A 21,690-nucleotide genomic window follows, 5' to 3' on the forward strand; every position below is an offset into this window, starting at 1 on the left:
TATTTTTTCAGACGGCCTTTAATCAATAAGACACATACACATCGGCAAGCAGCGCTTCCACCGGCGGCTGCGGCGCGGCTTTGGCCTCTTGCACCGAACGCTCGATTAATTCGGCCACATCGCTGTCCACGGCATCCAATTCGGCATCGGTGAGCATGCCGGCTTCCGTTACGCGCTGGCGGAAGATTTTCAGGCAATCGTGGTGGGCGCGCAGGTTTTCCACTTCGCCGGCGGGGCGGTAGGTTTGCGCGTCGCCCTCAAAGTGGCCGTAGAAGCGATTGGTTTTGCATTCGAGCAGCGCCGGGCCGCCGCCGTTGCGGGCGCGGCGGATCACTTCGCCGGCCGCTTCATACACGGCGAAAAAGTCGTTGCCGTCCACCGTTACCCCAGGCACGCCGAAGCCGATGCCGCGGTCGACATAGCTGCTGGAAGCGGTGGCATAATCGCGGCCGGTGGATTCGGCATAGCCGTTGTTTTCAATCACAAAAATCACCGGCAGATTCCACACCGCCGCCAAGTTGAGGCTTTCGAGCACCGTGCCTTGGTTGGCGCCGCCGTCGCCGCAGAAAGTTACGGCCACGCCGCCGTCGCCACGATATTTGGCCGCCAGCGCCGCGCCGCAAATCAGCGGTGCGCCCGCGCCGAGAATGCCGTTGGCGCCCATCATGCCTTTGGATAAATCGGCAATGTGCATCGAGCCGCCTTTGCCGTGGCACACGCCGTCTTGGCGGCCGTAAATCTCTTTCATCATGCCGATCACATCCACGCCTTTGGCGATGCAGTGGCCGTGGCCGCGGTGGGTGCTGGCGATGCGGTCGTTGTCGCTGAGGCTTTGCATCACGCCCACGGCGGTGGCTTCTTCACCGGCATAAAGGTGCACAAAGCCGGGAATGTCGCCGCGTGAAAAGTCGATGTGCAGCCGTTCTTCGAATTCGCGGATGGTTTTCATCTTGCGGTAAACGTCGAGCAGCTCGTTTTTGTTTAATGCGGTTTGGCTCATGATGTTTCTCCTTGTGAAACGGGGTGGGCGGTGAGGTGGTGCTCGGCGGCATATTGCAGCGCGGCGCCCACGTCAACCGTGTAAAAAGCCTGCTCTTGCAAGCTGATTTCAATGCTGTCGCCCGTGCGAAACGCGATTTCGCGTTCGCCGTCGAGCGCAATCAGGCCGTTTTGGCCGCTTAAAGTGTAGAGGCCGTCTGAAAACAAACGCCGGTAAGCGGCTATGTTCACGCTGGCCACCGTGCCCGGCGCCATCACCGCTTGCAGGCGGCAGGCGGCATCGGCGCGCGGAGCATGCGCACCCTCAAGTGGCACCAATTCCACCAGCAAGCCGCCTTCGGCATGGCGCGGCACAGGCTGCAACATGGCGGCAATGGCCGATAAGCCGACCGCTTCCACCGAAGCTTGGGTCACGATAATTGTGCGCAAGGTGTCGGCATCGCCGATGGCTTTGGCGCCGAGTATGCGCTCGTTGAGTATGGCCGCATCAATCAGCGCGATGTCTTGCTGCACCAAATCGCCTGCGGCATTCAGGCGGCGGATGTGTAGGCATTTGTTGGCGGCCAGCGCCGTGGCGGCGGGAATTTTGCCGACGGCATAAAGGCCGGTGGCAAATGCTGTTACCGTTGCTTCGCGCATCGGCGGAAACGCATTGTTGGTGCCGGTGGAAATGCCGGCGATGGGTGTGCGGCCGCAGCCTTTCACCACCGCGCGATGAGTGCCGTCGCCGCCGAGCACGATAATGGCGCGCACACCGGCGGCATGCATGATTTCGGCGGTGCGGGTGGAATCTTGCGTGCAGCTGCGCACCGGCATATCGGCCCACACCAATTCGGGCAGCGGATAAGCCGATTCGGCCGCCGCAGCAGGCAGCAGGCGCGCCAAATGCGTGCGCAAGCCCTCTGTTTCCGGCATCAGCCACACTTCATCCACACCGCAAGCGGCCAGCGCCTGCACAATGCGCAACACCATATTGGCGCGCTCGGCCAGCGGCAAACCGGCCGCATGCGACATCACGCGGCGGATATCGCGGGCGGAAACGGGATTGGCAATAATGCCGACGCGAATCGGGGCAGACATGGCGGCGCTCCAGAAGCGGAAAGGGTTGTTGGATGCCTAGCAAACATTGTGCTAATGGTTGGATTTTAATATTAATGATTGAATAATAAGAGAAAATTTTTTCAGACGGCCTGGGTGGTATGACGGATGTAACACTGTGTAACGATACGGTGTGACAGCCGCATGTGACAGCTGTCACAAGTTTGCAAAGCCTCAGGCCGTCTGAAACCTTGATTTTTCAGATGGCCAGATGAAATGCGGACAGCAGTAGGTCGGATTCTTGAATCCGACACTTGTTCGTAGAACAAGGCACACACATCGCTTTGGCCGATGGCCAAATGTCGGATTCAAGAATCCGACCGACGAGCTGCGCGGTTGCGGCCGAAAGATTAGGGAAAAATTAAGGCCGTCTGAAAGCTTGATTTTTCAGACGGCCAGATGAAATGCGGGCAGGTTTTTAATCGGGCAGATTGTATTTTTTCAAATAACGGTAAACCGTCATGCGGCTCACGCCGATGGCTTTGGCAAAAGCCGACACATTGCCCCGGTGCGATTGCAGTGCGGCTTGCAATTGCTGCGCATCGGCCAACACCGATTTGCCACAGGCGGCAGGCTCGGCGGTGTGCGGGCTGAAAAAAGGGCGCGCGGCGGTTTTGATGTAGTCGGGCAGATCATCGGCCTCGATGCGCGCATCGTTGGCGGTGAGCAGCGCCACTTCGAGCACGTTGGCCAGCTGGCGCAAATTGCCCGGCCAGCCATAGGCGCGCAGAATGTCGAGCGCGTGCGCTGAGAGCGCTTTCACCGGCATGGCGGTTTTCTCGGCCGCCCGTTGCAGCAAAACGCGCACGATATAGTCGAAATCATCACGCTCGCGCACAGGCGGCAGCAGCGCCTGAATGCCGTTGAGGCGGTAATACAGATCTTCGCGGAATTTGCCCTCGGCGATGCGCGCCTGCAAATCGAAATGGGTGGCCGAAATAATGCGGATATCCACTTTCACCGCGCGGGTGCTGCCCACCGGCAACACTTCGCGCTCGGAGAGCACGCGCAAGAGCCGCGATTGCAGATAAAGCGGCATATCGCCGATTTCATCGAGAAAAAGCGTGCCGCCGTCGGCCGCCTGAATCAGGCCGATTTTGCCTTTGCGCTCGGCGCCGGAAAAGCTGCCCGGGGCATAGCCGTAAAGCTCGCTTTCAATCAGATTTTCGGGAATGGCGGCGCAGTTTACCGCAATAAAAGGTGCATCGGCGCGGCTGCCTGAAAGATGAATGGCGCGGGCGAGAAATTCTTTGCCCGAGCCGGTTTCGCCGTTGATCAGCACCGGCACTTGCGTGTCGGCCAGCACGGCGATGCGTTGCAGGCTGCGGCGTTGGCGGCTTTTGGGGCTGTAGAGTTTGTCGAGCTCGGGCGGCAGCGGCAGGCTGCCGGTCGGTGGTGCGGCGTGTTGGTCGGCCGGCGGCGACACAGAGGCAAACAAATGCCGGCCGCCTATCAGCACGGCCGGTTTGGCGCGCGTGGCGCTGTACACACTGAGCAGGCTCTGGCCGAAAAGTGGCTCAAACAGGCAGCCGGTTAAATCGCGCTCGGGCAATTCGAGCTGTTGCGCCGCCCATTGGTGAAAAGCATGATTGGCACCGGCAATTTTGCCGGCATCGTCAACGGCAATAATGAATTCGGGGGTTACATCCAAAAAAGCCGCCGCTTGCCCCAAACGCACCAGCCAATGGCGGCGGTGCGCCTGAATCAGCGCGGCGGTTTCAATCAGCGTGGCAAAATGCTGTACCAAATGCAACACGCCGTATTGGCTTTGCCGCTCGGGCAAGGGGGCGAGGGCAGACACATCAAGCACGGCACGCAGGCGGTTTTGCGAATCAAACACCGGTGCGGCGGTGCAGGTCAGGCCGATGTGGGTGGCGTCGAAATGGTCGGTGCGGTGCACGATGGCGGCCTGGCCGGTGGCCGCTACCACGGCCACGGCGCTGGTGCCGTTGGCACGCTCGCACCACAGCGCGCCGGTGTGCAGCCCCGCCTGCCTGAAATCGCGCACCTGATTTTCAGCGCCAAATGCTTCCACCACCACACCGTGTGCATCGGCCAGCAGCACCACATAGCCCATGTCGCGGATTTGCCTGGCCAGCACCTGCAAGCCGTGGCGGGCCACGGCGTTGAGGCCGTCCATGGCGTCCACGTGCTCGGCCAGATTGTGTTGCGGCAGAATCAGCGCCTCCTGCATCACTTCGGGATTGAGGCCGTGTTGATGCACGCAGCGCTGCCACGATTCGATGATTTTAGGCTCGAAAGCAGCAGCCGGTCGGCGGGTGCTGCCGTAAACATGCGCCAGCACGTCCCGGATATGTTGGGTTTGATGGGCCTGCATATTGCATACGCTCCTTGTGGGTTTAGGTTGGCGTTGTCCTTGAATGTGTGCAGGAATTATTGTGATTGTGTGGTTTGATAAGTGCGGAAGGCCTGCGGAGCAGGGCGGCAAAACGTTGCCGCGGCAAGCACGATGCAGGCCTATCTTAGTGAGAAAGCGGAGGCAGGTCTAGCTTATTTGCTTTTGTGACAGGCAAAGAAAAGTTGCGAAAGGTAATCTTTCAGACGGCCTTTCCATTTCAAAAGCCTGTTTACCATATTTTATGGCGCTGCTATTGAGCGCATCAACAGGCTTTAAGCCATTTCTTTTGAAATCAATATAATAAATAGAAATCAAGGCCGTTTGAAAGCAACAGGTCGTCTGAAGCCGCGCCGTTTCAGACGGCCTGTTGTGTCGCCCCATCTGTTATGGCTGCGGCCGCACACACCGCCGAAGCCCATGCCCATTGGAAATTATAGCCGCCGAGCCAGCCGGTGATGTCCATCACTTCGCCGATAAAATAAAGCCCGGGCGCGAGCTTGCTCTGCATGGTTTTGGCATCGATTTCGCGCACATCCACGCCGCCGCGGGTGGCTTCGGCTTTTTTGTGGCCGTCTGAACCGCTGGGCAGCAGCGCCCATTGATTAAGGCTCTGCCCCAAAGCGGCCAAAGCGGCATCGGGCGTGTCGGCCCATTTGTGTGCGGCAAGCGGCGCCCATTCGGGTTGTGCCAGCCAAAAATCCAGCAGCCGCGAGGGCAGGTGCGGGCAAAGCTGTGCGAGTGCGGTGTTGAGCTGGATTTTTTGGCCGTGTTTGCCGCTGCATAAAGCATGGGGCAGCTCGGCATCGGGTGCCAAATTAATGATAATGGCCTGCCCGGGCTGCCAATAACTGGAAATCTGCAAAATCGCAGGCCCGCTCAAACCTTTGTGGCGAAACAATAAATCTTCGTCAAACTGCATGGCTGCTTTGCCGCTGCCGGTGGCAATGCGCACGGGCAGGGCGATGCCGGCGAGCGCATCGTAGCCCGATTCCGCCCAATGCTCGAAGCGCAGCGGCACCAGCGCGGCGGCAGGCGTAACGATGCTGTGGCCGAACTGTTTGGCCAATTCGTAGCCAAACGGGCTGGCGCCGATGGCAGGCACCGCCAAGCCGCCGGTGGCCACCACCAGGTTGCGGCAGGAAAAGCGGCCTTGGTTGGTGCGCAGTTCAAAGCGCGCAGCAGAGGCCGTCTGAATGGGCTCTACACTTTCAATCACGCATTCGGTGTGCCATTGCACACGGCCTTTTGCGCATTCGTTTTGCAGCATATTAATAATGTCTTGCGCGCTGCGGTCGCAAAAAAGCTGGCCTTTGTGCTTTTCGTGATAGGGTATGCCGTGGTGCTCGAGCAGAGCGGTGAAATCGGTGCTGGTGTAGCGCGATAAAGCATGGCGCACAAAACGCGGCTGCTGCGACACAAAATAAGGCGCGCCATCGTGGCCGTTGAGATGGCGGTTGGTGAAATTGCAGCGGCCGCCGCCCGAAATGCGGATTTTTTCGCCGATTTTGGCCGCATGGTCAAGCAGCGCCACGCTTTGCCCTTTTTGGCCTATGCGGGCGGCGCACATCATGCCGGCCGCCCCGGCGCCGATTATCACGGTATCGAAAAAAGTTGTCATCAAGCCGCCCGGGCAATTGAAAAGCCTTATTGTAGCGCAAGGCCGTCTGATACCAATCCAAAAAAATAACCTAACTTCGTTGTCTCGCCTTGCCGTACTATCTGTACTGTCTGCGGCTCGCCGCCTTGTTAGCTTACTTTTTTGAATTGGTATGAAACCCTATGGCTGCGTAAGCCGGCTGCAAAAAAGAGCGTAAACAGGCTCTAAAAGCCAGCATGCCGTCTGAAAATCCGATAAAATAAGCGCTGATTTTTTGCGCGCTTCAGAAAGTAACGATATGGCAAAACCCAAAGGCGGCCTCGGCCGCGGCCTGGATTCACTGATTTCCCATAATCTGGACGACGGCGGCAACGACCGCCTCACCACCGTGCCGATCGGCGATATCCGCCCCGGGCGCTATCAGCCGCGCGTGCAGATGGATGACGAAGCCTTGCAGGAGCTGGCCGAATCCATCAAGGCGCAAGGCGTCATCCAGCCGGTGATTGTGCGCGAACAAGGCCTCAACGGCTACGAATTGATTGCCGGCGAGCGCCGCTGGCGCGCCAGCCAATTGGCCGGCCTCACCGAAATGCCGGTGGTGGTGAAAAGCATCAGCGATGAAACCGCGCTGGCCATGGGCTTGATTGAAAACCTGCAACGCGAAAACCTCAACCCGATTGAAGAAGCACGCGGCTTGAAGCGCCTGGCCGATGAATTCAGCCTCACCCACGAAACCATTGCCAAAGCCGTCGGCAAAAGCCGCAGCGCCATTTCCAACAGCCTGCGCCTGCTCGCCTTGCCCGAGCCCGTGCAGGAAATGCTTTATGCCCGCCGCCTCGAAATGGGGCATGCCCGCGCGCTGCTCACTCTGCCCGTGGTCACGCAGCTGGAGCTGGCACAAAAAGCCGTGAAAAACGGCTGGTCGGTGCGCGAAGTGGAGCGGCGCAGCCAAATGGCGCAGCAAGGCAAGCCTGCCGAAGCGCCCAAGCGCGACAATCCCGACATCCGCCGCCTGAGCGAAGCGCTCACCGAAACGCTGGGCGTTAACGCCGAAGTGCACAGCAGTAATCAGAAAAAAGGCAGAATCGTGCTGCATTTCGATTCACCCGAAACGCTCGAAGCTTTGCTCAAGCAGCTCGGTGTGGATTTGCCGAATTAAAATTAATCGTGCCTGAAAAGGCCGTCTGAAACAGTTTCAGACGGCCTCGGGTTTTCAAAAAAAACGGCGATATATTACAATGGCAAGTGAAGATTGCGACGGATAATGCAACGAATCGGGCGCTTTATTTTGTAAGTCGTGTAGTAGTGTGTAGTGCGGGCTTCGCCGGAAAAGAGCCGAAAAAAAAGCATTGAATTGGGATATTTGAGCGTAAAAAGCACTCAAATAAGTGAGAATAGGGCTGTTTGCAAGCATAAAAAGCCCCTTTGATAAAACCTGCCCATTCACAAAGATTAACAAATTATCTTGACGCGTAAACGCATCTTTATTATAGTGGCTTGGCTTAAATTGTCTGTAGCTGCGTGTTGTATGACGAAGATTCTGATTTTACAGTTGGCGGCGCTGGCAGTGGTGGCGCTGTTGTGTTTGCTGGTGAGCGGTTTGCCCGCGTTTTGGTCGGCATGGCTGGGCGGATTGTGTTATTTGTTGCCCTCGGCCGCTGCGGTATTACTTTTAAGGCTTTTCAAGCCGCATCCTGCTTGGGCAGGTAAAGGCTTTTTGCTCGGAGAAGGTTTAAAAGTCATGCTGTCGCTGGTGTTGATGCTGGTGGTGTTTGCCATCTGGCACGAAACATTGGTGTTTATCCCGTTTTTATTGGGGTTGTTTACAGTCAGTCATCTGGTTTTTTTAGCATTTTTGAGAGTTCAACATTATGGCAAGTAGTGAAGCAATGAGCGCTGCCGACTACATCAAGCACCACTTACAAAGCTTGACCAGTCTGTCGGATGTCACCCAAGGCCAAGGCCTGAAAAACATCGCCGATTTCTCTTATATCAACCTAGATGCCGTTTTCTTCGCGGTGTTGCTGGGTGCGCTGGGCAGCTTCCTGCTGTGGCGTGCCGCCCGCAAAGCCACGCCGGGTGTGCCCGGTCGCTTTCAGGCTGCGGTGGAGTTGCTGTTTGAATTCGTAGATGATATGTGCAAAAGCATCGTGCACAACGAGCAGTCGCGCAAAGCAGTCGCCCCTTTGGGTTTGACTGTGTTTGTGTGGATTTTCCTGATGAATGCGATGGACTTGCTGCCGGTGGATTTGCTGCCGATGACTTGGCAGGCCGTCACCGGTGACCATCATGCTTTACTGCGTGTCGTGCCCACCGCCGATTTGAATACTTCGCTGGCTTTGGCCATCGGTGTGCTGCTGATTTGCCTTTATTACAGCGTGAAAATCAAAGGCTTGGGCGGCTGGATGCATGAAATGTTCAGCGCGCCGTTCGGCCCGATGCTGGCACCTTTCAACTTCATTATGAATATTCTCGAATTCCTGTCGAAAACCGTATCGCACGGCATGCGGCTGTTCGGCAATATGTATGCGGGCGAGCTGGTGTTCTTGCTGATTGCCCTTTTGGGTGGCGCTTGGGCGGCTTCCGGCAGCATCGGCGTGATGGATCCGATTTTGTTTGTCCTGCATATTCTGGCAGGTGTGGCATGGGCGATTTTCCATATTCTGATTATTACCCTGCAAGCCTTTATCTTCATGGCGCTGGCGTTTGTTTATATCGGCCAGGCACATGATCATCACTAAAAGTTTTTGAGTAGTTTGTTTTTAACTGTAGTTCTTTAACCTTTGTTTTTAATTTAAGGAGTTTTGAAATGGGTGGTTTAATTGCTATCGCTTGTGGTTTGATCGTCGCTTTCGGTGCGATGGGTGCTGCTATCGGTATCGGCATGGTAGGTTCTAAATATCTGGAATCTTCTGCCCGTCAACCTGAGCTGATCGGCCCGCTGCAAACCAAATTGTTCTTGATTGCCGGTTTGATTGATGCCGCATTCTTGATCGGTGTGGCCATCGCTCTGCTGTTCGCTTTCGTTAACCCGTTTGCAGGCTAAGTCTAACCAAACGAAACGTCGTTTGTTTGATTAACCCTAATACGAAGGTTAAGTAAAGTGAATTTAAATGCGACCCTATTTGCGCAGTTAATCGTCTTTTTCATTCTGGTGTGGTTCACCATGCGATTCGTGTGGCCGCCGATTGCAAAAGCACTTGACGAGCGCGCCGACAAAATCGCCGAAGGCTTGGCTGCGGCCGAGCGCGGTAAAAACGATTTTGAACAGGCTGAAAAGAAAGTTGCAGAACTCTTAGCCGAAGGACGTCATCAGGTTACCGAAATGGTGGCCAACGCAGAAAAACGTGCAGCGCAAATCGTTGAAGAAGCCAAAACACAGGCTTCCACCGAGGCTGCCCGTATTACGGCACAAGCCAAAGCCGATGTTGAGCAAGAAGCCAATCGCGCCCGCGAAGCTTTGCGCGAACAAGTGGCAGCTTTGGCGGTAAAAGGTGCGGAGTCTATTTTGCGCAGCGAAGTGAATGCTGAAAAACACGCACAAATGCTCAGCGCCCTGAAACAGGAGCTGTAATCTTATGGCAGAGTTCGCAACCATTGCCAGACCGTATGCGAAAGCATTATTCGGTGTGGCGCAAGAGCAAAACCAAATTGAGTCTTGGTTGGGCGGACTGAAACAACTGGCAACGGCAGTGCAGCAACCCAAAGTGGCTGCGCTGATTGAGCAACCCGAAAGCACTTCTGCCGAAAAAGCCCTCATGCTGATTGAATTGGTCGGTTTGGGTGATGCGAAATTGAAAAATTTCGTGTCGATATTGGCCGAGCAGAAGCGCCTTTTGGTTTTGCCTGAAATTTATGCGCAATACCAAGACTTAACCCTGGCATTGAATCATACCAAACGAGCCCTGATCCGCAGCGCTTATGCACTCAATGCGGCGCAATTGGCCGATTTGACTGCAGAGCTGCAACAGCGCTTTGGCAGCACGTTGGAGATTCGCACCGAAGTCGACCCCGATTTGATCGGCGGCGTAAAAGTAGAAATCGGTGACCAGGTATTGGACTTGTCGCTGCAAGGCAAATTAAATGCTTTGTATGCGGCCATGACAAATTAGGAGAGTTTTCATGCAGCTTAATCCTGCTGAAATTAGCGATTTGATTAAAGCCAAGATCGAGAATCTGTCGGTAGATGCAGAAGTCCGTACCCGTGGTACCGTGATTTCCGTAACCGACGGTATTGTTCGCATTCACGGCTTGTCAGACGTAATGCAAGGTGAAATGCTCGAATTCCCCGGCAACACATTCGGCTTGGCCATGAACTTGGAGCGTGACTCCGTGGGCGCCGTGGTGTTGGGTGAATACGAACACATTAAAGAAGGTGACACCGTTACCTGTACCGGCCGCATTTTGGAAGTGCCGGTCGGCCGCGAGCTGATTGGCCGCGTGGTGGATTCGCTGGGTCGTCCGATTGACGGCAAAGGCCCCATCAACGCTACCACTACTGCGCCGATCGAAAAAATCGCGCCCGGCGTGATTGCCCGCCAATCGGTGGATCAACCGATGCAAACCGGCTTGAAAGCGATCGACTCTATGGTGCCGATCGGCCGCGGTCAGCGTGAGCTGATTATTGGTGACCGCCAAACCGGTAAAACCGCAGTGGCGTTGGATGCGATTGTCAACCAAAAAGACACCGGCGTGGTTTGTATCTACGTTGCTGTCGGCCAAAAAGCATCATCGATTGCCAACGTGGTGCGCAAGCTGGAAGAGCACGGCGCAATGGATCACACCATTGTGGTGGCAGCCACCGCATCAGAAGCAGCGGCACTGCAATATATCGCGCCTTATGCCGGCTGCACCATGGGTGAATTTTTCCGCGACCGCGGTGAAGATGCGCTGATTGTGTATGACGACTTGTCCAAACAAGCCGTGGCTTACCGTCAGATTTCCCTGCTGCTGCGCCGCCCGCCCGGCCGCGAAGCCTACCCGGGTGATGTATTCTATTTGCACAGCCGCCTGTTGGAACGTGCCGCCCGTGTGAATGCTCATGAAGTAGAAAAGCTGACCAATGGCGAAGTAAAAGGCAAAACCGGCTCATTAACCGCTCTGCCGATTATCGAAACCCAAGCCGGCGACGTATCTGCATTCGTACCGACCAACGTGATTTCGATTACCGATGGCCAAATCTTCTTGGAAACCGACCTCTTCAACTCCGGTATCCGCCCTGCAATCAACGCCGGTATTTCCGTATCGCGCGTAGGTGGTGCGGCGCAAACCAAGGTGATTAAAAAGCTTGGCGGCGGTATCCGTTTGGCATTGGCGCAATATCGTGAGCTGGCGGCTTTCTCGCAATTTGCTTCCGATTTGGATGAAGCCACCCGTAAGCAGCTGCAACACGGCGAAGTGGTTACCGAATTGATGAAGCAAAAGCAATTCAGCACGCTGAACACCGCCGAAATGGCGCTGACGTTGTGGGCGATCAACAACGGCTCTTACGAAGACGTGCCGGTATCGAAAGCGCTGGCTTTCGAGCACGAATTCTTGGGTCATGTGCGCACGCAACTGCCGGCCGTTTTGGATGCCATCAACGCTTCGGGCGCCATGTCTGATGAAAACGAGCAGGCACTGGCCGCAGCGATGAAGTCCTTTAAATCTTCTTACAGCTACCAAGCGTAAGCGTGAGAGAGCAAGGAGTCTGAAATGGCAGTAGGAAAAGAGATTCTCACCAAAATCCGCAGTGTTCAGAATACCCAAAAGATCACTAAAGCGATGCAGATGGTGTCAACCTCTAAAATGCGGAAGACTCAAGAGCGGATGCGCCTGGCGCGTCCGTACGCCGAAAAAGTGCGTTTGGTGATGAGCCATCTGGCGCAAACCCATTCCGACCACGGCATCAAATTGCTGGAGCCGCACCGCAGCGTGCGGCGTGCCGGCTTTATTTTGATGACCACCGACAAAGGCTTGTGCGGCGGTTTGAATGCCAACGTTTTGAAAAAATTCCTGGCGCAGGTGCAGGAATATCGAAGCCAAGGCATTGAGGTGGACGTGGTGTGTTTGGGCAGCAAAGGTTTGGCCGCTTGCCAGCGCATCGGTTTGAATGTGGTTGCCAGTGCCACCAATCTGGGCGACACGCCCAGGCTGGAAACCTTGGTAGGCCCTTTGACCGAGCTTTTCCAAAGCTATCAAAAGCACCAGCTGGATGTGATTCATTTGGTTTATTCCGGCTTCGTCAACACCATGCGTCAAGAACCGCGTTTGGAAACTTTGTTGCCGATTGGTGAAAGTGCATTGGAAGGCGTGAGTGAAAGCAGCGACTATAGCTGGGATTACCGCTATGAGCCCAGCCCCACCGCTGTATTGGAATACTTAGTCCGCCGTTATTTAGAGTCTGTGGTGTATCAGGCGTTGAGCGACAACATGGCATCCGAACAAGCCGCGCGCATGGTAGCGATGAAAGCTGCTACCGATAATGCCGGCAATGCCATCAAAGAGCTGCGTTTGGTTTACAACAAATCACGCCAAGCCGCGATTACCACAGAGTTGTCAGAAATTGTAGCAGGTGCCGCAGCCGTATAAGGCTGCGCATGTGCACGTTAAAATAGGATACGAAATGAGCCAAGGCAAAATCGTACAAATCATTGGTGCGGTGGTCGACGTGGAATTTCCGCGCGATACCCTGCCGCACGTGTATGACGCCCTGAAACTGGTTGATACCGACCTGACGCTGGAAGTGCAACAACTTCTGGGCGACGGTGTGGTGCGTACCATCGCGATGGGCAGTTCAGACGGCCTCAAACGCGGCATGAGCGTGATCAACACCGGTGCGGCAATTACTGTGCCGGTGGGCACGGAAACTCTCGGCCGCATCATGGACGTGTTGGGCAATCCGGTGGATGAAGCAGGCCCGGTCGGTGCCAAACACAGCCGCGCCATTCACCAACCCGCGCCGAAATTCGACGAGCTCTCTGCGGCCACGGAATTGCTGGAAACCGGCATTAAAGTGATTGACTTGCTCTGCCCGTTTGCCAAAGGCGGTAAAGTGGGCTTGTTTGGCGGCGCCGGTGTGGGCAAAACCGTTAACATGATGGAATTGATCAACAACATCGCCAAAGCGCACAGCGGTTTGTCTGTGTTTGCCGGTGTGGGCGAGCGTACCCGTGAAGGTAACGACTTTTACCACGAGATGAAAGATTCCAACGTGTTGGATAAAGTGGCGATGGTATACGGCCAGATGAACGAACCGCCGGGCAACCGCCTGCGCGTGGCGCTCACCGGCTTGACCATGGCCGAATATTTCCGCGATGAAAAAGACGAAAACGGCAAAGGCCGCGACGTGTTGTTTTTTGTGGACAATATCTACCGCTATACCCTTGCCGGTACTGAAGTGTCTGCGCTGTTGGGTCGTATGCCCTCAGCTGTAGGCTATCAGCCGACTTTGGCCGAAGAAATGGGTCGTTTGCAAGAGCGTATTACCTCGACCCAAACCGGTTCGATTACTTCCATCCAAGCCGTGTATGTACCTGCGGATGACTTGACTGACCCGTCGCCTGCTACCACATTTGCCCACTTGGACGCCACCGTGGTGTTGAGCCGCGATATCGCCTCTTTGGGTATTTACCCGGCCGTGGATCCGCTGGATTCAACCTCGCGCCAGCTCGACCCGATGGTGTTGGGTCAAGAGCATTACGATGTGGCACGCGGCGTGCAATCTACTTTGCAGAAATACAAAGAATTGCGCGACATTATCGCCATTTTGGGTATGGATGAATTGTCTGACGAAGACAAAATGACCGTGATGCGTGCGCGTAAAATCCAGCGCTTCCTGTCGCAGCCCTTCCACGTGGCAGAAGTGTTTACCGGCTCGCCGGGCAAATACGTTTCACTGCGCGACACCATTGCCGGCTTTAAAGCGATTTTGAACGGCGAATACGATCATCTGCCCGAGCAGGCGTTCTATATGGTTGGCGGTATCGAAGAAGCGGTAGAGAAAGCGAAAACCGTAAACTAAGGAGGCCAGCATGGACATCATGCAAGTTGAAGTGGTCAGTAACGAGCAGCACATTTTTTCGGGCGAAGCCAGCTTTGTGGTGGTGCCGACCCAAATGGGCGAGCTCGGTATTTATCCGCGACATGAGCCGATTATGAGTTTGGTGCGACCGGGTGTGTTGCGTTTGACCACGCCCGATTCTGCCGAAGAAGTGCTGGTGGCCGTATCCGGCGGTGTTTTGGAAGTGCAGCCCGATAAGCTTACCCTGCTGGCCGACGTGGCCGTGCGCAGCGCCGAGATGGATCAGGCGCGCGCCGAAGAAGCCAAAAAAGCCGCAGAAGCCCGCATTTCCCAAGCACAGGACGATGAAGCATTGGCCAAAGCCCAAGCAGCACTGGCCGCCGCCATCGCCCAACTCAAAACGCTGGATTATATTCGCGGACAAAAAAACAAATAAGGCAGCCGCCTTATCGCAAAAAGCACGGGCAACCGTGCTTTTTTCTCGGCCGTCTGAAAACAAGCAACGCGCGTTTTCAGACGGCCAAACCTTCAGACGGCCAAACCTTCAGACGGCCAAACCTTCAGACGGCCAAACCTTCAGACGGCCAAACCTTCAGACGGCCAAACCTTCAGACGGCCAAACCTTCAGACGGCCAAACCTTCAGACGGCCAAACCTTCAGACGGCCAAACCTTCAGACGGCCAAACCTTCAGACGGCCAAACCTTCAGACGGCCAAACCTTCAGACGGCCAAACCTTCAGACGGCCAAACCTTCAGACGGCCAAACCTTCAGACGGCCAAACCTTCAGACGGCCAAACCTTCAGACGGCCAAACCTTCAGACGGCCAAACCTTCAGACGGCCAAACCTTCAGACGGCCAAACCTTCAGACGGCCAAACCTTCAGACGGCCAAACCTTCAGACGGCCAAACCTTCAGACGGCCAAACCTTCAGACGGCCAAACCTTCAGACGGCCAAACCTTCAGACGGCCAAACCTTCAGACGGCCAAGCTTTATGAAGAAGAATCAAGCAAAGTAAGAAAACCACAAATAAACTGGCATGTAAAATCATGTTAGGTTATGATTGTGTTTTCGTTAATATGTGCCGGCACGCGGAGCATGCGCCGGTGGCACAGTGTTTCATGCGGCCGGGCGGTGCGTTTGGTTGCCGATGGAGAGATTATGAATGCAGTGGTGATTGCGGTGGTTGTGATGCTAGGCTTGTCGCTGGCGCGGGTGCATGTGGTGCTCAGCCTGCTGCTGGGCGCGTTGGCCGGCGGCCTGATGGGCGGCTTAGGGCTGGGCAAAACCATGGAAGTGTTTCAAACCGGCCTGGCCAACGGCGCGCAGATTGCGCTCTCGTATGCCATGTTGGGCGCGTTTGCGGTGGCGATTGCCCATTCGGGTCTGCCGCAAACGTTGGCTAATGTAGTGATTCGCCGCTTGGATGTGAACCATGCACGCGACAATGTGCCCGGCGGCATCAGCTGGGTGAAATGGGGCTTGCTGCTGGCGCTGCTGGCGATGAGCATCATGAGCCAAAACCTGATTCCGATTCATATTGCCTTTATTCCGCTGATTATCCCGCCCTTGCTGTTGGTGTTTAACCGCATGAAAATCGACCGCCGCCTGCTCGCCTGCTTGATGACGTTTGGTTTGGTAACCACTTATATGTGGCTGCCTTATGGCTTCGGCGAAATCTTTTTGAAGCAGATACTGCTGGGCAACATCAATAAAGCCGGCTTGGACACTTCCGGCGTGAACGTGATGTCGGCGATGACCATTCCGGCGCTGGGCATGGTGGCCGGCCTGTTGGTGGCGGTGTTTATCAGCTATCGCCGCCCGCGCCACTATCAAAACACGCAAACCGATGTGCAGGCGGCACAATCGGCGGCCGCGCAACCGAAAATTTCCACCTACCGCAGCATGGTGGCTTTGGTGGCGATTGTGGTGTCGTTTGCCGTGCAATTGTGGGCCGATTCACTGCTGCTGGGCGCGATGGTGGGCTTTGCCGTGTTTATGGCGCTGGGCGTGGTGCGCTGGGGCGAGGCCGATATGGTGTTTAACAACGGCGTGAAAATGATGGCGATGATCGGTTTTATTATGATTGCCGCACAAGGTTTTGCCGAAGTGATGAAGGCCACCGGCCAGATTGAGCCCTTGGTGCAGGCTTCGGCCGCGATGTTTGGGGGCAGCAAAGGCATGGCTGCGCTGGTGATGCTGCTGGTGGGTTTGTTGGTGACGATGGGCATCGGCAGCTCGTTTTCCACGCTGCCGATTATCACGGCGATTTACGTGCCTTTGTGCATCGGCATGGGCTTTTCGCCCTTGGCCACCGTGGCGATTATCGGCACCGCCGGTGCGCTGGGCGATGCGGGTTCGCCGGCTTCCGATTCCACGCTCGGCCCCACCGCCGGTTTGAATGTGGACGGCCAGCACGATCATATGCGCGACACGGTGATTCCGACTTTTCTGCACTACAACCTGCCCTTGATGGCGGCAGGCTGGATTGCAGCGATGGTGTTGTGAGATGAGCGATTGGGAAGCGCGCATCGTCGAGCTGGAAATTCAGGCGGCTTTGCAGGAAGATTTAATCGGCAGCCTGAACGACACAATCGCCAAAATGCAGCAAACGCTGGATTTGCAGCAAGCGCAGCTGCGGCTGCTCTATCAGCGCGTGCAACAGGATAAAAGCGGTAGCGCCGAGGCGGGCTACAGCCCGGGCGATGAGGTGCCGCCGCATTATTAATATCAATCCAAAAAATAACCTATAGATGCGGCAATTAATGATTGAATATTCACATCCTCTTACCCGCAGCAGAAACCTGTTCCCTCTCCCGTGGGAGAGGGCTAGGGAGAGGGCAACAAGCCAAAGGCTTGTTTGCCGGTATCTGGAAATGTTCAATATTTAATTGCCGAATCAATAACTTTGTTGTCTCGCCTTGCCGTACTGGTTGTACTACCTGCGGTTCGCCGCCTCGTTAGCTTACTTTTTTGAATGGGTATAATACCAATTCAAAAAAATAACCTTACAAAATAAAAGCAGTCCGGCAGCACCATCTGCGTAGGTCGGATTCTTGAATCCGACGTTTGGCCAACGGCCAAAGCGATGTGCATGCCTTGTTCTGCGGACAAGTGCCGGATTCGAGAATCCGACCTACAGGCTGCCTGTTTGTATATTATTTTTTTGAATGGGTATAAGGTTTGAAAAAGGCCGTCTGAAAGAAAAGTTTCAGACGGCCTTTTTGATTGTTGCGGTGTATGCATATGCCTGCGCAGCGGCTGTCGATAAATGCGGCGCGGCAGGCAATGGAGCGCTTGTTGCAGCGGATATTGTGGTTTGGCTGTATGCAGGTAGCGAGGTTGTGTAAAAAATATTTAAATTTTAATAAAAATTTAAGATGGATTGATAAAGGCTTTGGCGAAATAGATATGCGAATTTATTTATGTTCAATATGTGTGTTATATTGAATTGCCTGCAAGCAGTTCGGGTGTTGTAAAAAATGAAGGCTTATCCATCATAACCGAAAAAGGAGGAAGACTATGCTGCATTATGCTGTGGTGTTTTTTGTGATTGCCATTATTGCGGCGGTTTTGGGCTTCGGCGGCATCGCCGGCAGCGCGGCGGGCATTGCGAAGATTTTATTTATCGGCTTTTTGATTTTGGCCGTGGTGTCGATGATTTTCGGCCGTCGCCGTTAGCTTGATATGAACAGATAAAGCCATCCGAAAGGTGGCTTTATCTGTTTGACTATAGTGGAATGCATAAAAAAGTGATACGGCGGGTAGGTTGGGTTGAAAACCCAACAAATCCACAAGCCGTCTGAAACGTTGGGTTTGGCAACCCAACCTACGCTGTTTCAGAATGCAGTTCGTGTCACTTTTTCTTGCATTTCACTATTATTTGAAAAGGCCGTCTGAACGAGATGTGAACTGCCCCCACAATCTTGGACATTTTTAAGCCACTAAATCAATCATTCTTCAAGCGGCGGTTGCAAACTGGGTTCTGTATGCCACAGGACTCAGTTTTTTCAATTTCAAACTCAATCTGTCATGGTTGTAGTAGCGGATATACTCGTGTATTTCCGCTTCCAATGCCTCTATCGAAGCAAATGTGCGGTTGTGGAAACATTCCGTTTTCAGCACCGCAAAAAAGCTCTCCATCGGCGCATTGTCCCAACAGTTGCCTTTGCGCGACATGCTTTGGGTGATTTCGGCTTCTGCCAATTGCGCGCGGTAGGCGCGGCAGCGGTAGAGCACGCCTTGGTCGGAGTGCAGCATCGGCTTTTGCGCGCCCAGTTGCGCCACGGCCTGCGACAGCATGGTGGCCACCATTTCGCTGTTGGGGCGGCGCGATAGGTGGTAGCTGCGGATTTCGCGGTTATACAGGTCCAGTATCGGCGACAGATACAGCTTTTGGCCGTCGCATTTAAACTCGGTCACATCGGTCAGCCACTTTTCATCGGGCTTCTCGGCGCTGAAGTTGCGGTTCAGCAGGTTTTCGGACACTTCGCCCATGGCCGGCGGGTAGTATTTTCGCTTCTCTCGGACAATGGCTTTTAAATTCATTTTCTTCATCAGCCGTTCTGCTTTTTTCTTGTTCCACGATAAGGCGGCGGCAATGCGGCGGGCGCCGTAACGGCCTTTGTGTTGGTCGTAAACGGCACGAACGGTTTGCATGTCGGCCAGGTCTTTGTCGGGCTTCTGGTTGCGCTTCCGGCTGAAGTAAAAGCTGCTTCGTTCGATATCTGCGGCAGGGAGCAGGTATTTGAGGGGATGGTTTGCCCTTAATGCTTCGATGATTTGCGCTTTTTTGGCGTTGCTGTCTTCTGAGGAAAAAGGGCTTCGAGCTTTTTTAGATAGGCGACCTCGGCTCTGAGGTAGCCCACTTCTTGCAATAGCTCATCCTGTGTTTTTTCTTTATCGGGTTTGTCGGCAATAAAGGGGTTGGTTTTTTTGTCGGCCATGGCTTGGGGATGCTCGAGTGCCGCGAGTCCGCCTTGCTCGTAGGCGGCAATCCAGCGGCGTAGGTGGGTGCGGGACATTCGAAATGCGTCGGCGGTGAGCTGCTGGCTTCGAATGCGGTAGTAATGCATAACGGCTTGGTATTTGAAGTCTACGGTATATTTGTTCATAAGAAAACTGCACCTTTATGGGTTGGATGGGGGTGTCCAACTTTTGGGGTGCAGTTCAGATGTTCAGACGGCCTTTTTGATGATGTTTACAAGCAGGCGGTTTCGTTGGCCATTTGTTGCTCGAAGCTTTCGCGTTGGCGCACAAGGCGCGCTTGGCTGCCGTTTACCCACACTTCGGCGGCGCGGTTGCGGGTGTTGTAATTGCTGGCCATGCTGGCGGCATAGGCGCCGGCGCTGCGGATGGCCAGAATATCGCCGGCTTCACAGGCGAGCGTGCGGTTGTGGGCGAGAAAGTCGCCGGTTTCGCAAATCGGGCCGACCACATCGGCGCTGATGGGCGCAATGTTTTTTGGCTCGACGGCTTCGATATGGTGATAAGCCTCATAAAGAGCGGGGCGCATCAAATCGTTCATCGCGGCATCTACAATGATGAAGTTTTTTTCTTCGCCGTGTTTGATGTATTCCACTTTGGTGAGCAGCGTGCCGGCGTTGCCCACCAGGCTGCGGCCGGGCTCGAGCATCAATTTGAGCGGCCGCGTGCCGATGATTGTGTCCACGGCTCGGGCATAGCCGGCTAAATCGGGCACGCTTTCATTGTTGTAAACAATGCCGATGCCGCCGCCCAAATCAATATGTTCGAGCGCAATGCCCTCGACAGCGAGCTGATCCACCAGCAGCACGATGCGCTCGCAGGCTTCCACGAGCGGGCTTAAATCGGTGAGCTGCGAACCGATGTGGCAGTCGATACCGGTGATGCGCAAATGCGGCAGCGTGGCGGCGTGGCGGTAGGCCGCAGGTGCGTCGGCATAGGCAATGCCGAATTTGTTGGCTTTGAGGCCGGTGGAAATATACGGATGAGTTTTGGCATCGACATCGGGGTTGATGCGCAGCGATATGGGCGCGGTTTGGTTCAAGCGCGCGGCCACGGCGTTGATGCGGTCGAGCTCGGGCAGGCTTTCCACATTGAAACACAACACGCCGGCATTGAGCGCGAATTCGATTTCGGCTTCGCTTTTGCCCACGCCCGAGAAAATGGTTTTGCCCGCATCGCCGCCGGCGGCCAATACGCGCGCCAATTCGCCGCCCGACACGATATCAAAACCGCTGCCCAGTGCGGCGAAATGCTTGAGCAGGCTCAGATTGCCGTTGGCTTTGACGGCATAGCAAACGAGTGGAGAGAGCGCGGAGAAGGCGGAAGTGTAGGCGCAAAAGGCTTCGGTGAGCGCGCTTTGGCTATACACATAAAGTGGGGTGCCGAATTGCCCGGCCAAATCGGTGAAAGAAATATTTTCGCAATGCAGGGTCATTATGGTTCCGCGTGAGTGGTGGGTTCTTTAGGGGTGAATTGGATGCCGGTTTGGATCACGCCGAAACGGGCTTGGTCGTCTTCTTTGGGCAGATAAAGGTCGCCCTTATAGCCGCAGGCGCTCAGAAACAGAGCGGCGGCGAGCCAAAATACGGTGGTTTTCATGCAGATTCTTTCTTTGGGCGCGGGAATGTGGCAAGATTCGGTATCTTAAACAAAAATGCCCGGATACACAAAGCCATGATGACCGAAAGCGGATTTTTGCAACACACTGATGCCTTGTTTGCCCATATTGAAGACCAAATCGACGAGGGCGGCTGGGATTTCGACTGCCGCTTTGCCGGCAATGTGCTCACGATTGAGGCCGACAACGGCACGCAGATTATTGTAAACCGCCACACGCCCAATCAGGAATTGTGGATTGCGGCCAAAAGCGGCGGCTATCATTTTTCCGAGCAAAACGGCCGCTGGCTGGCCACGCGCGACGGCAGCGAATTTTTTGCGGTGCTCAACGAAGCTTTGAGCGCGGCTTGCGGGGAAGCGGTGCAGATTGATGCGTTTGCCTGATTATTGGTATAAGTAAAACCAAAGGCCGTCTGAAAGATTCAAGCTTTCAGACGGCCTTGTTGTTGAATGAGAAAATGCGTGTTTGGCTGCGTCACACGCCCTATGCACGGCTTAAGATTTATGGTTTTTGTAGCCGTTTTTCTTTATATAGTGGAATGCAAGAAAAAGTGATACAAAGCCACGCACTATCACGGAGTAGGTTGGGTTGATAAACCCAACGTTTCAGACGGCCTGTGGGCTTGTTGGGTTTTCAACCCAACCTACCCGTTGCGTCACTTTTTTTATGCATTCCACTATATTTCACGATATAAAACCAAAGGCCGTCTGAACATAAAAGTTTCAGACGGCCTTTGGTTTGGCAATGCGGTTTGATTATTCTTCGTTTAACAAACGCTCTACTTCGGCCACATAAGCCTGCATGGCTTCATCGGACGACATGCCTTTTAAGCCGCTCCAGGCTTCGTATTTTTTCTTGGCCACAAGGTCGAACATACCCGGCTTGTCGCCGCTCACGTCGCCGTCGGTGGCTTGTTTGTAGAAGGAATAAAGCTTCAGCAAGGTGGCGTTGTCGGGGCGCTCGGCCAGGCTCACCACGTCTTCTTGCGCTTGTGCGAAGCGTTGTTTTAAATCACTCATGTTTTCTCCTTGC

24 protein-coding genes are annotated in these 21,690 nt (G+C 54.8%); 15 read left to right on the top strand and 9 right to left on the bottom strand.

The genetic code is table 11. The features are described 5' to 3' along the window. Positions 1–22 precede the first annotated feature (22 nt). The 4 genes from LVJ78_RS01015 to LVJ78_RS01030 all read right to left on the bottom strand — a co-directional run bounded on the left by LVJ78_RS01015 (position 23) and on the right by LVJ78_RS01030 (position 6,074). The gene (locus tag LVJ78_RS01015) at positions 23–1,000 is read right to left on the bottom strand and encodes a thiamine pyrophosphate-dependent dehydrogenase E1 component subunit alpha (protein ID WP_132953841.1); all 978 of its coding nucleotides are present in this window, start codon (positions 998–1,000) and stop codon (positions 23–25) included. After that, a complete protein-coding gene (locus LVJ78_RS01020; RefSeq protein WP_132953840.1) occupies positions 997–2,079 on the bottom strand; it encodes an NAD(+)/NADH kinase in 1,083 nt (360 codons plus the stop codon). Before LVJ78_RS01020 ends, LVJ78_RS01015 begins: the two co-directional genes overlap by 4 nt. A gap of 436 nt (positions 2,080–2,515) precedes the next feature. Beyond that, the gene (locus LVJ78_RS01025; protein ID WP_132953839.1) at positions 2,516–4,435 is read right to left on the bottom strand and encodes a sigma-54-dependent Fis family transcriptional regulator; all 1,920 of its coding nucleotides are present in this window, start codon (positions 4,433–4,435) and stop codon (positions 2,516–2,518) included. Between the two features lie 376 nt (positions 4,436–4,811). Further along, entirely contained in the window at positions 4,812–6,074 is a 1,263-nt protein-coding gene (locus LVJ78_RS01030) for a BaiN/RdsA family NAD(P)/FAD-dependent oxidoreductase (protein WP_165870916.1), read from the bottom strand. Positions 6,075–6,351: 277 nt separating this feature from the next. Between LVJ78_RS01030 and LVJ78_RS01035 the strand changes: the two genes are divergently transcribed. The 14 genes from LVJ78_RS01035 to LVJ78_RS01100 all read left to right on the top strand — a co-directional run bounded on the left by LVJ78_RS01035 (position 6,352) and on the right by LVJ78_RS01100 (position 17,735). Beyond that, on the top strand, positions 6,352–7,212 hold the full coding sequence (locus tag LVJ78_RS01035) for a ParB/RepB/Spo0J family partition protein (protein ID WP_132953837.1): 861 nt from the start codon (positions 6,352–6,354) through the stop codon (positions 7,210–7,212). Positions 7,213–7,581: 369 nt separating this feature from the next. Then, positions 7,582–7,935 (top strand): ATP synthase subunit I, encoded by a 354-nt coding sequence (locus LVJ78_RS01040; RefSeq protein WP_132953877.1) that lies wholly within the window; start codon positions 7,582–7,584, stop codon positions 7,933–7,935. Beyond that, positions 7,925–8,794, top strand: coding sequence for a F0F1 ATP synthase subunit A (atpB, locus tag LVJ78_RS01045; protein WP_424580114.1), 870 nt, complete (start codon positions 7,925–7,927; stop codon positions 8,792–8,794). Before LVJ78_RS01040 ends, atpB begins: the two co-directional genes overlap by 11 nt. A gap of 68 nt (positions 8,795–8,862) precedes the next feature. Next, positions 8,863–9,099, top strand: coding sequence for a F0F1 ATP synthase subunit C (gene atpE / locus LVJ78_RS01050; protein ID WP_009175074.1), 237 nt, complete (start codon positions 8,863–8,865; stop codon positions 9,097–9,099). Positions 9,100–9,156: 57 nt separating this feature from the next. Beyond that, positions 9,157–9,627, top strand: coding sequence for a F0F1 ATP synthase subunit B (locus LVJ78_RS01055; RefSeq protein ID WP_132953835.1), 471 nt, complete (start codon positions 9,157–9,159; stop codon positions 9,625–9,627). 4 nt (positions 9,628–9,631) lie between these two features. Beyond that, complete coding sequence (locus tag LVJ78_RS01060) at positions 9,632–10,165, top strand: F0F1 ATP synthase subunit delta (RefSeq protein ID WP_132953834.1); 534 nt, start codon at positions 9,632–9,634, stop codon at positions 10,163–10,165. Positions 10,166–10,175: 10 nt separating this feature from the next. Continuing rightward, a complete protein-coding gene (atpA, locus tag LVJ78_RS01065) occupies positions 10,176–11,723 on the top strand; it encodes a F0F1 ATP synthase subunit alpha (protein ID WP_132953833.1) in 1,548 nt (515 codons plus the stop codon). A gap of 24 nt (positions 11,724–11,747) precedes the next feature. Continuing rightward, complete coding sequence (atpG, locus tag LVJ78_RS01070; RefSeq protein ID WP_132953832.1) at positions 11,748–12,623, top strand: F0F1 ATP synthase subunit gamma; 876 nt, start codon at positions 11,748–11,750, stop codon at positions 12,621–12,623. Positions 12,624–12,657: 34 nt separating this feature from the next. Then, positions 12,658–14,055: a F0F1 ATP synthase subunit beta gene (atpD, locus tag LVJ78_RS01075; RefSeq protein ID WP_132953831.1), complete on the top strand. Its 1,398-nt coding sequence runs from the start codon at positions 12,658–12,660 to the stop codon at positions 14,053–14,055. A gap of 10 nt (positions 14,056–14,065) precedes the next feature. Then, complete coding sequence (locus LVJ78_RS01080; protein ID WP_132953830.1) at positions 14,066–14,491, top strand: F0F1 ATP synthase subunit epsilon; 426 nt, start codon at positions 14,066–14,068, stop codon at positions 14,489–14,491. A 34-nt stretch (positions 14,492–14,525) separates the two neighbouring features. Then, positions 14,526–15,110, top strand: coding sequence for a hypothetical protein (locus tag LVJ78_RS01085; protein ID WP_244802587.1), 585 nt, complete (start codon positions 14,526–14,528; stop codon positions 15,108–15,110). A 105-nt stretch (positions 15,111–15,215) separates the two neighbouring features. Next, the gene (locus tag LVJ78_RS01090) at positions 15,216–16,562 is read left to right on the top strand and encodes a Na+/H+ antiporter family protein (protein WP_132953876.1); all 1,347 of its coding nucleotides are present in this window, start codon (positions 15,216–15,218) and stop codon (positions 16,560–16,562) included. A 1-nt stretch (position 16,563) separates the two neighbouring features. Next, positions 16,564–16,782 (top strand): SlyX family protein, encoded by a 219-nt coding sequence (locus LVJ78_RS01095; protein WP_132953829.1) that lies wholly within the window; start codon positions 16,564–16,566, stop codon positions 16,780–16,782. 794 nt (positions 16,783–17,576) lie between these two features. Continuing rightward, on the top strand, positions 17,577–17,735 hold the full coding sequence (locus LVJ78_RS01100) for a DUF1328 domain-containing protein (RefSeq protein ID WP_132953828.1): 159 nt from the start codon (positions 17,577–17,579) through the stop codon (positions 17,733–17,735). A gap of 279 nt (positions 17,736–18,014) precedes the next feature. Here LVJ78_RS01100 and LVJ78_RS01105 read toward each other — a convergent pair whose 3' ends face one another. The 4 genes from LVJ78_RS01105 to lptM form a co-directional block, all read right to left on the bottom strand. After that, the gene (locus LVJ78_RS01105; RefSeq protein WP_342345064.1) at positions 18,015–18,932 is read right to left on the bottom strand and encodes an IS3 family transposase; all 918 of its coding nucleotides are present in this window, start codon (positions 18,930–18,932) and stop codon (positions 18,015–18,017) included. After that, on the bottom strand, positions 18,821–19,168 hold the full coding sequence (locus LVJ78_RS01110) for a helix-turn-helix domain-containing protein (protein WP_244802588.1): 348 nt from the start codon (positions 19,166–19,168) through the stop codon (positions 18,821–18,823). The genes LVJ78_RS01105 and LVJ78_RS01110 overlap by 112 nt, the downstream gene beginning before the upstream one ends. 86 nt (positions 19,169–19,254) lie before the next feature. Beyond that, positions 19,255–20,475: a diaminopimelate decarboxylase gene (lysA, locus tag LVJ78_RS01115; protein WP_132953616.1), complete on the bottom strand. Its 1,221-nt coding sequence runs from the start codon at positions 20,473–20,475 to the stop codon at positions 19,255–19,257. Beyond that, complete coding sequence (lptM, locus tag LVJ78_RS01120) at positions 20,475–20,639, bottom strand: LPS translocon maturation chaperone LptM (RefSeq protein ID WP_132953615.1); 165 nt, start codon at positions 20,637–20,639, stop codon at positions 20,475–20,477. Before lptM ends, lysA begins: the two co-directional genes overlap by 1 nt. A gap of 75 nt (positions 20,640–20,714) precedes the next feature. Here lptM and cyaY point away from each other — a divergent pair, with 75 nt between their 5' ends. Further along, complete coding sequence (cyaY, locus tag LVJ78_RS01125; protein ID WP_132953614.1) at positions 20,715–21,041, top strand: iron donor protein CyaY; 327 nt, start codon at positions 20,715–20,717, stop codon at positions 21,039–21,041. Between the two features lie 372 nt (positions 21,042–21,413). On the opposite strand, the gene LVJ78_RS01130 is transcribed toward cyaY, so the two are convergent. Then, the gene (locus LVJ78_RS01130; protein WP_132953613.1) at positions 21,414–21,677 is read right to left on the bottom strand and encodes an acyl-CoA-binding protein; all 264 of its coding nucleotides are present in this window, start codon (positions 21,675–21,677) and stop codon (positions 21,414–21,416) included. Positions 21,678–21,690 lie beyond the last annotated feature (13 nt).

This window comes from Uruburuella suis (assembly GCF_022870845.1).
GTDB lineage: Bacteria > Pseudomonadota > Gammaproteobacteria > Burkholderiales > Neisseriaceae > Neisseria > Neisseria suis.

Bases quoted from the DNA above. Each gene is read 5' to 3' on its own strand.
- LVJ78_RS01015 (WP_132953841.1), bottom strand. From the start codon at position 1,000: ATGAGCCAAACCGCATTAAACAAAAACGAGCTGCTCGACGTTTACCGC.
- LVJ78_RS01020 (WP_132953840.1), bottom strand. From the start codon at position 2,079: ATGTCTGCCCCGATTCGCGTCGGCATTATTGCCAATCCCGTTTCCGCC.
- LVJ78_RS01025 (WP_132953839.1), bottom strand. From the start codon at position 4,435: ATGCAGGCCCATCAAACCCAACATATCCGGGACGTGCTGGCGCATGTT.
- LVJ78_RS01030 (WP_165870916.1), bottom strand. From the start codon at position 6,074: ATGACAACTTTTTTCGATACCGTGATAATCGGCGCCGGGGCGGCCGGC.
- LVJ78_RS01035 (WP_132953837.1), top strand. From the start codon at position 6,352: ATGGCAAAACCCAAAGGCGGCCTCGGCCGCGGCCTGGATTCACTGATT.
- LVJ78_RS01040 (WP_132953877.1), top strand. From the start codon at position 7,582: ATGACGAAGATTCTGATTTTACAGTTGGCGGCGCTGGCAGTGGTGGCG.
- atpB (WP_424580114.1), top strand. From the start codon at position 7,925: ATGGCAAGTAGTGAAGCAATGAGCGCTGCCGACTACATCAAGCACCAC.
- atpE (WP_009175074.1), top strand. From the start codon at position 8,863: ATGGGTGGTTTAATTGCTATCGCTTGTGGTTTGATCGTCGCTTTCGGT.
- LVJ78_RS01060 (WP_132953834.1), top strand. From the start codon at position 9,632: ATGGCAGAGTTCGCAACCATTGCCAGACCGTATGCGAAAGCATTATTC.
- atpA (WP_132953833.1), top strand. From the start codon at position 10,176: ATGCAGCTTAATCCTGCTGAAATTAGCGATTTGATTAAAGCCAAGATC.
- atpG (WP_132953832.1), top strand. From the start codon at position 11,748: ATGGCAGTAGGAAAAGAGATTCTCACCAAAATCCGCAGTGTTCAGAAT.
- atpD (WP_132953831.1), top strand. From the start codon at position 12,658: ATGAGCCAAGGCAAAATCGTACAAATCATTGGTGCGGTGGTCGACGTG.
- LVJ78_RS01080 (WP_132953830.1), top strand. From the start codon at position 14,066: ATGGACATCATGCAAGTTGAAGTGGTCAGTAACGAGCAGCACATTTTT.
- LVJ78_RS01090 (WP_132953876.1), top strand. From the start codon at position 15,216: ATGAATGCAGTGGTGATTGCGGTGGTTGTGATGCTAGGCTTGTCGCTG.
- LVJ78_RS01095 (WP_132953829.1), top strand. From the start codon at position 16,564: ATGAGCGATTGGGAAGCGCGCATCGTCGAGCTGGAAATTCAGGCGGCT.
- LVJ78_RS01100 (WP_132953828.1), top strand. From the start codon at position 17,577: ATGCTGCATTATGCTGTGGTGTTTTTTGTGATTGCCATTATTGCGGCG.
- LVJ78_RS01110 (WP_244802588.1), bottom strand. From the start codon at position 19,168: ATGAACAAATATACCGTAGACTTCAAATACCAAGCCGTTATGCATTAC.
- lysA (WP_132953616.1), bottom strand. From the start codon at position 20,475: ATGACCCTGCATTGCGAAAATATTTCTTTCACCGATTTGGCCGGGCAA.
- lptM (WP_132953615.1), bottom strand. From the start codon at position 20,639: ATGAAAACCACCGTATTTTGGCTCGCCGCCGCTCTGTTTCTGAGCGCC.
- cyaY (WP_132953614.1), top strand. From the start codon at position 20,715: ATGATGACCGAAAGCGGATTTTTGCAACACACTGATGCCTTGTTTGCC.
- LVJ78_RS01130 (WP_132953613.1), bottom strand. From the start codon at position 21,677: ATGAGTGATTTAAAACAACGCTTCGCACAAGCGCAAGAAGACGTGGTG.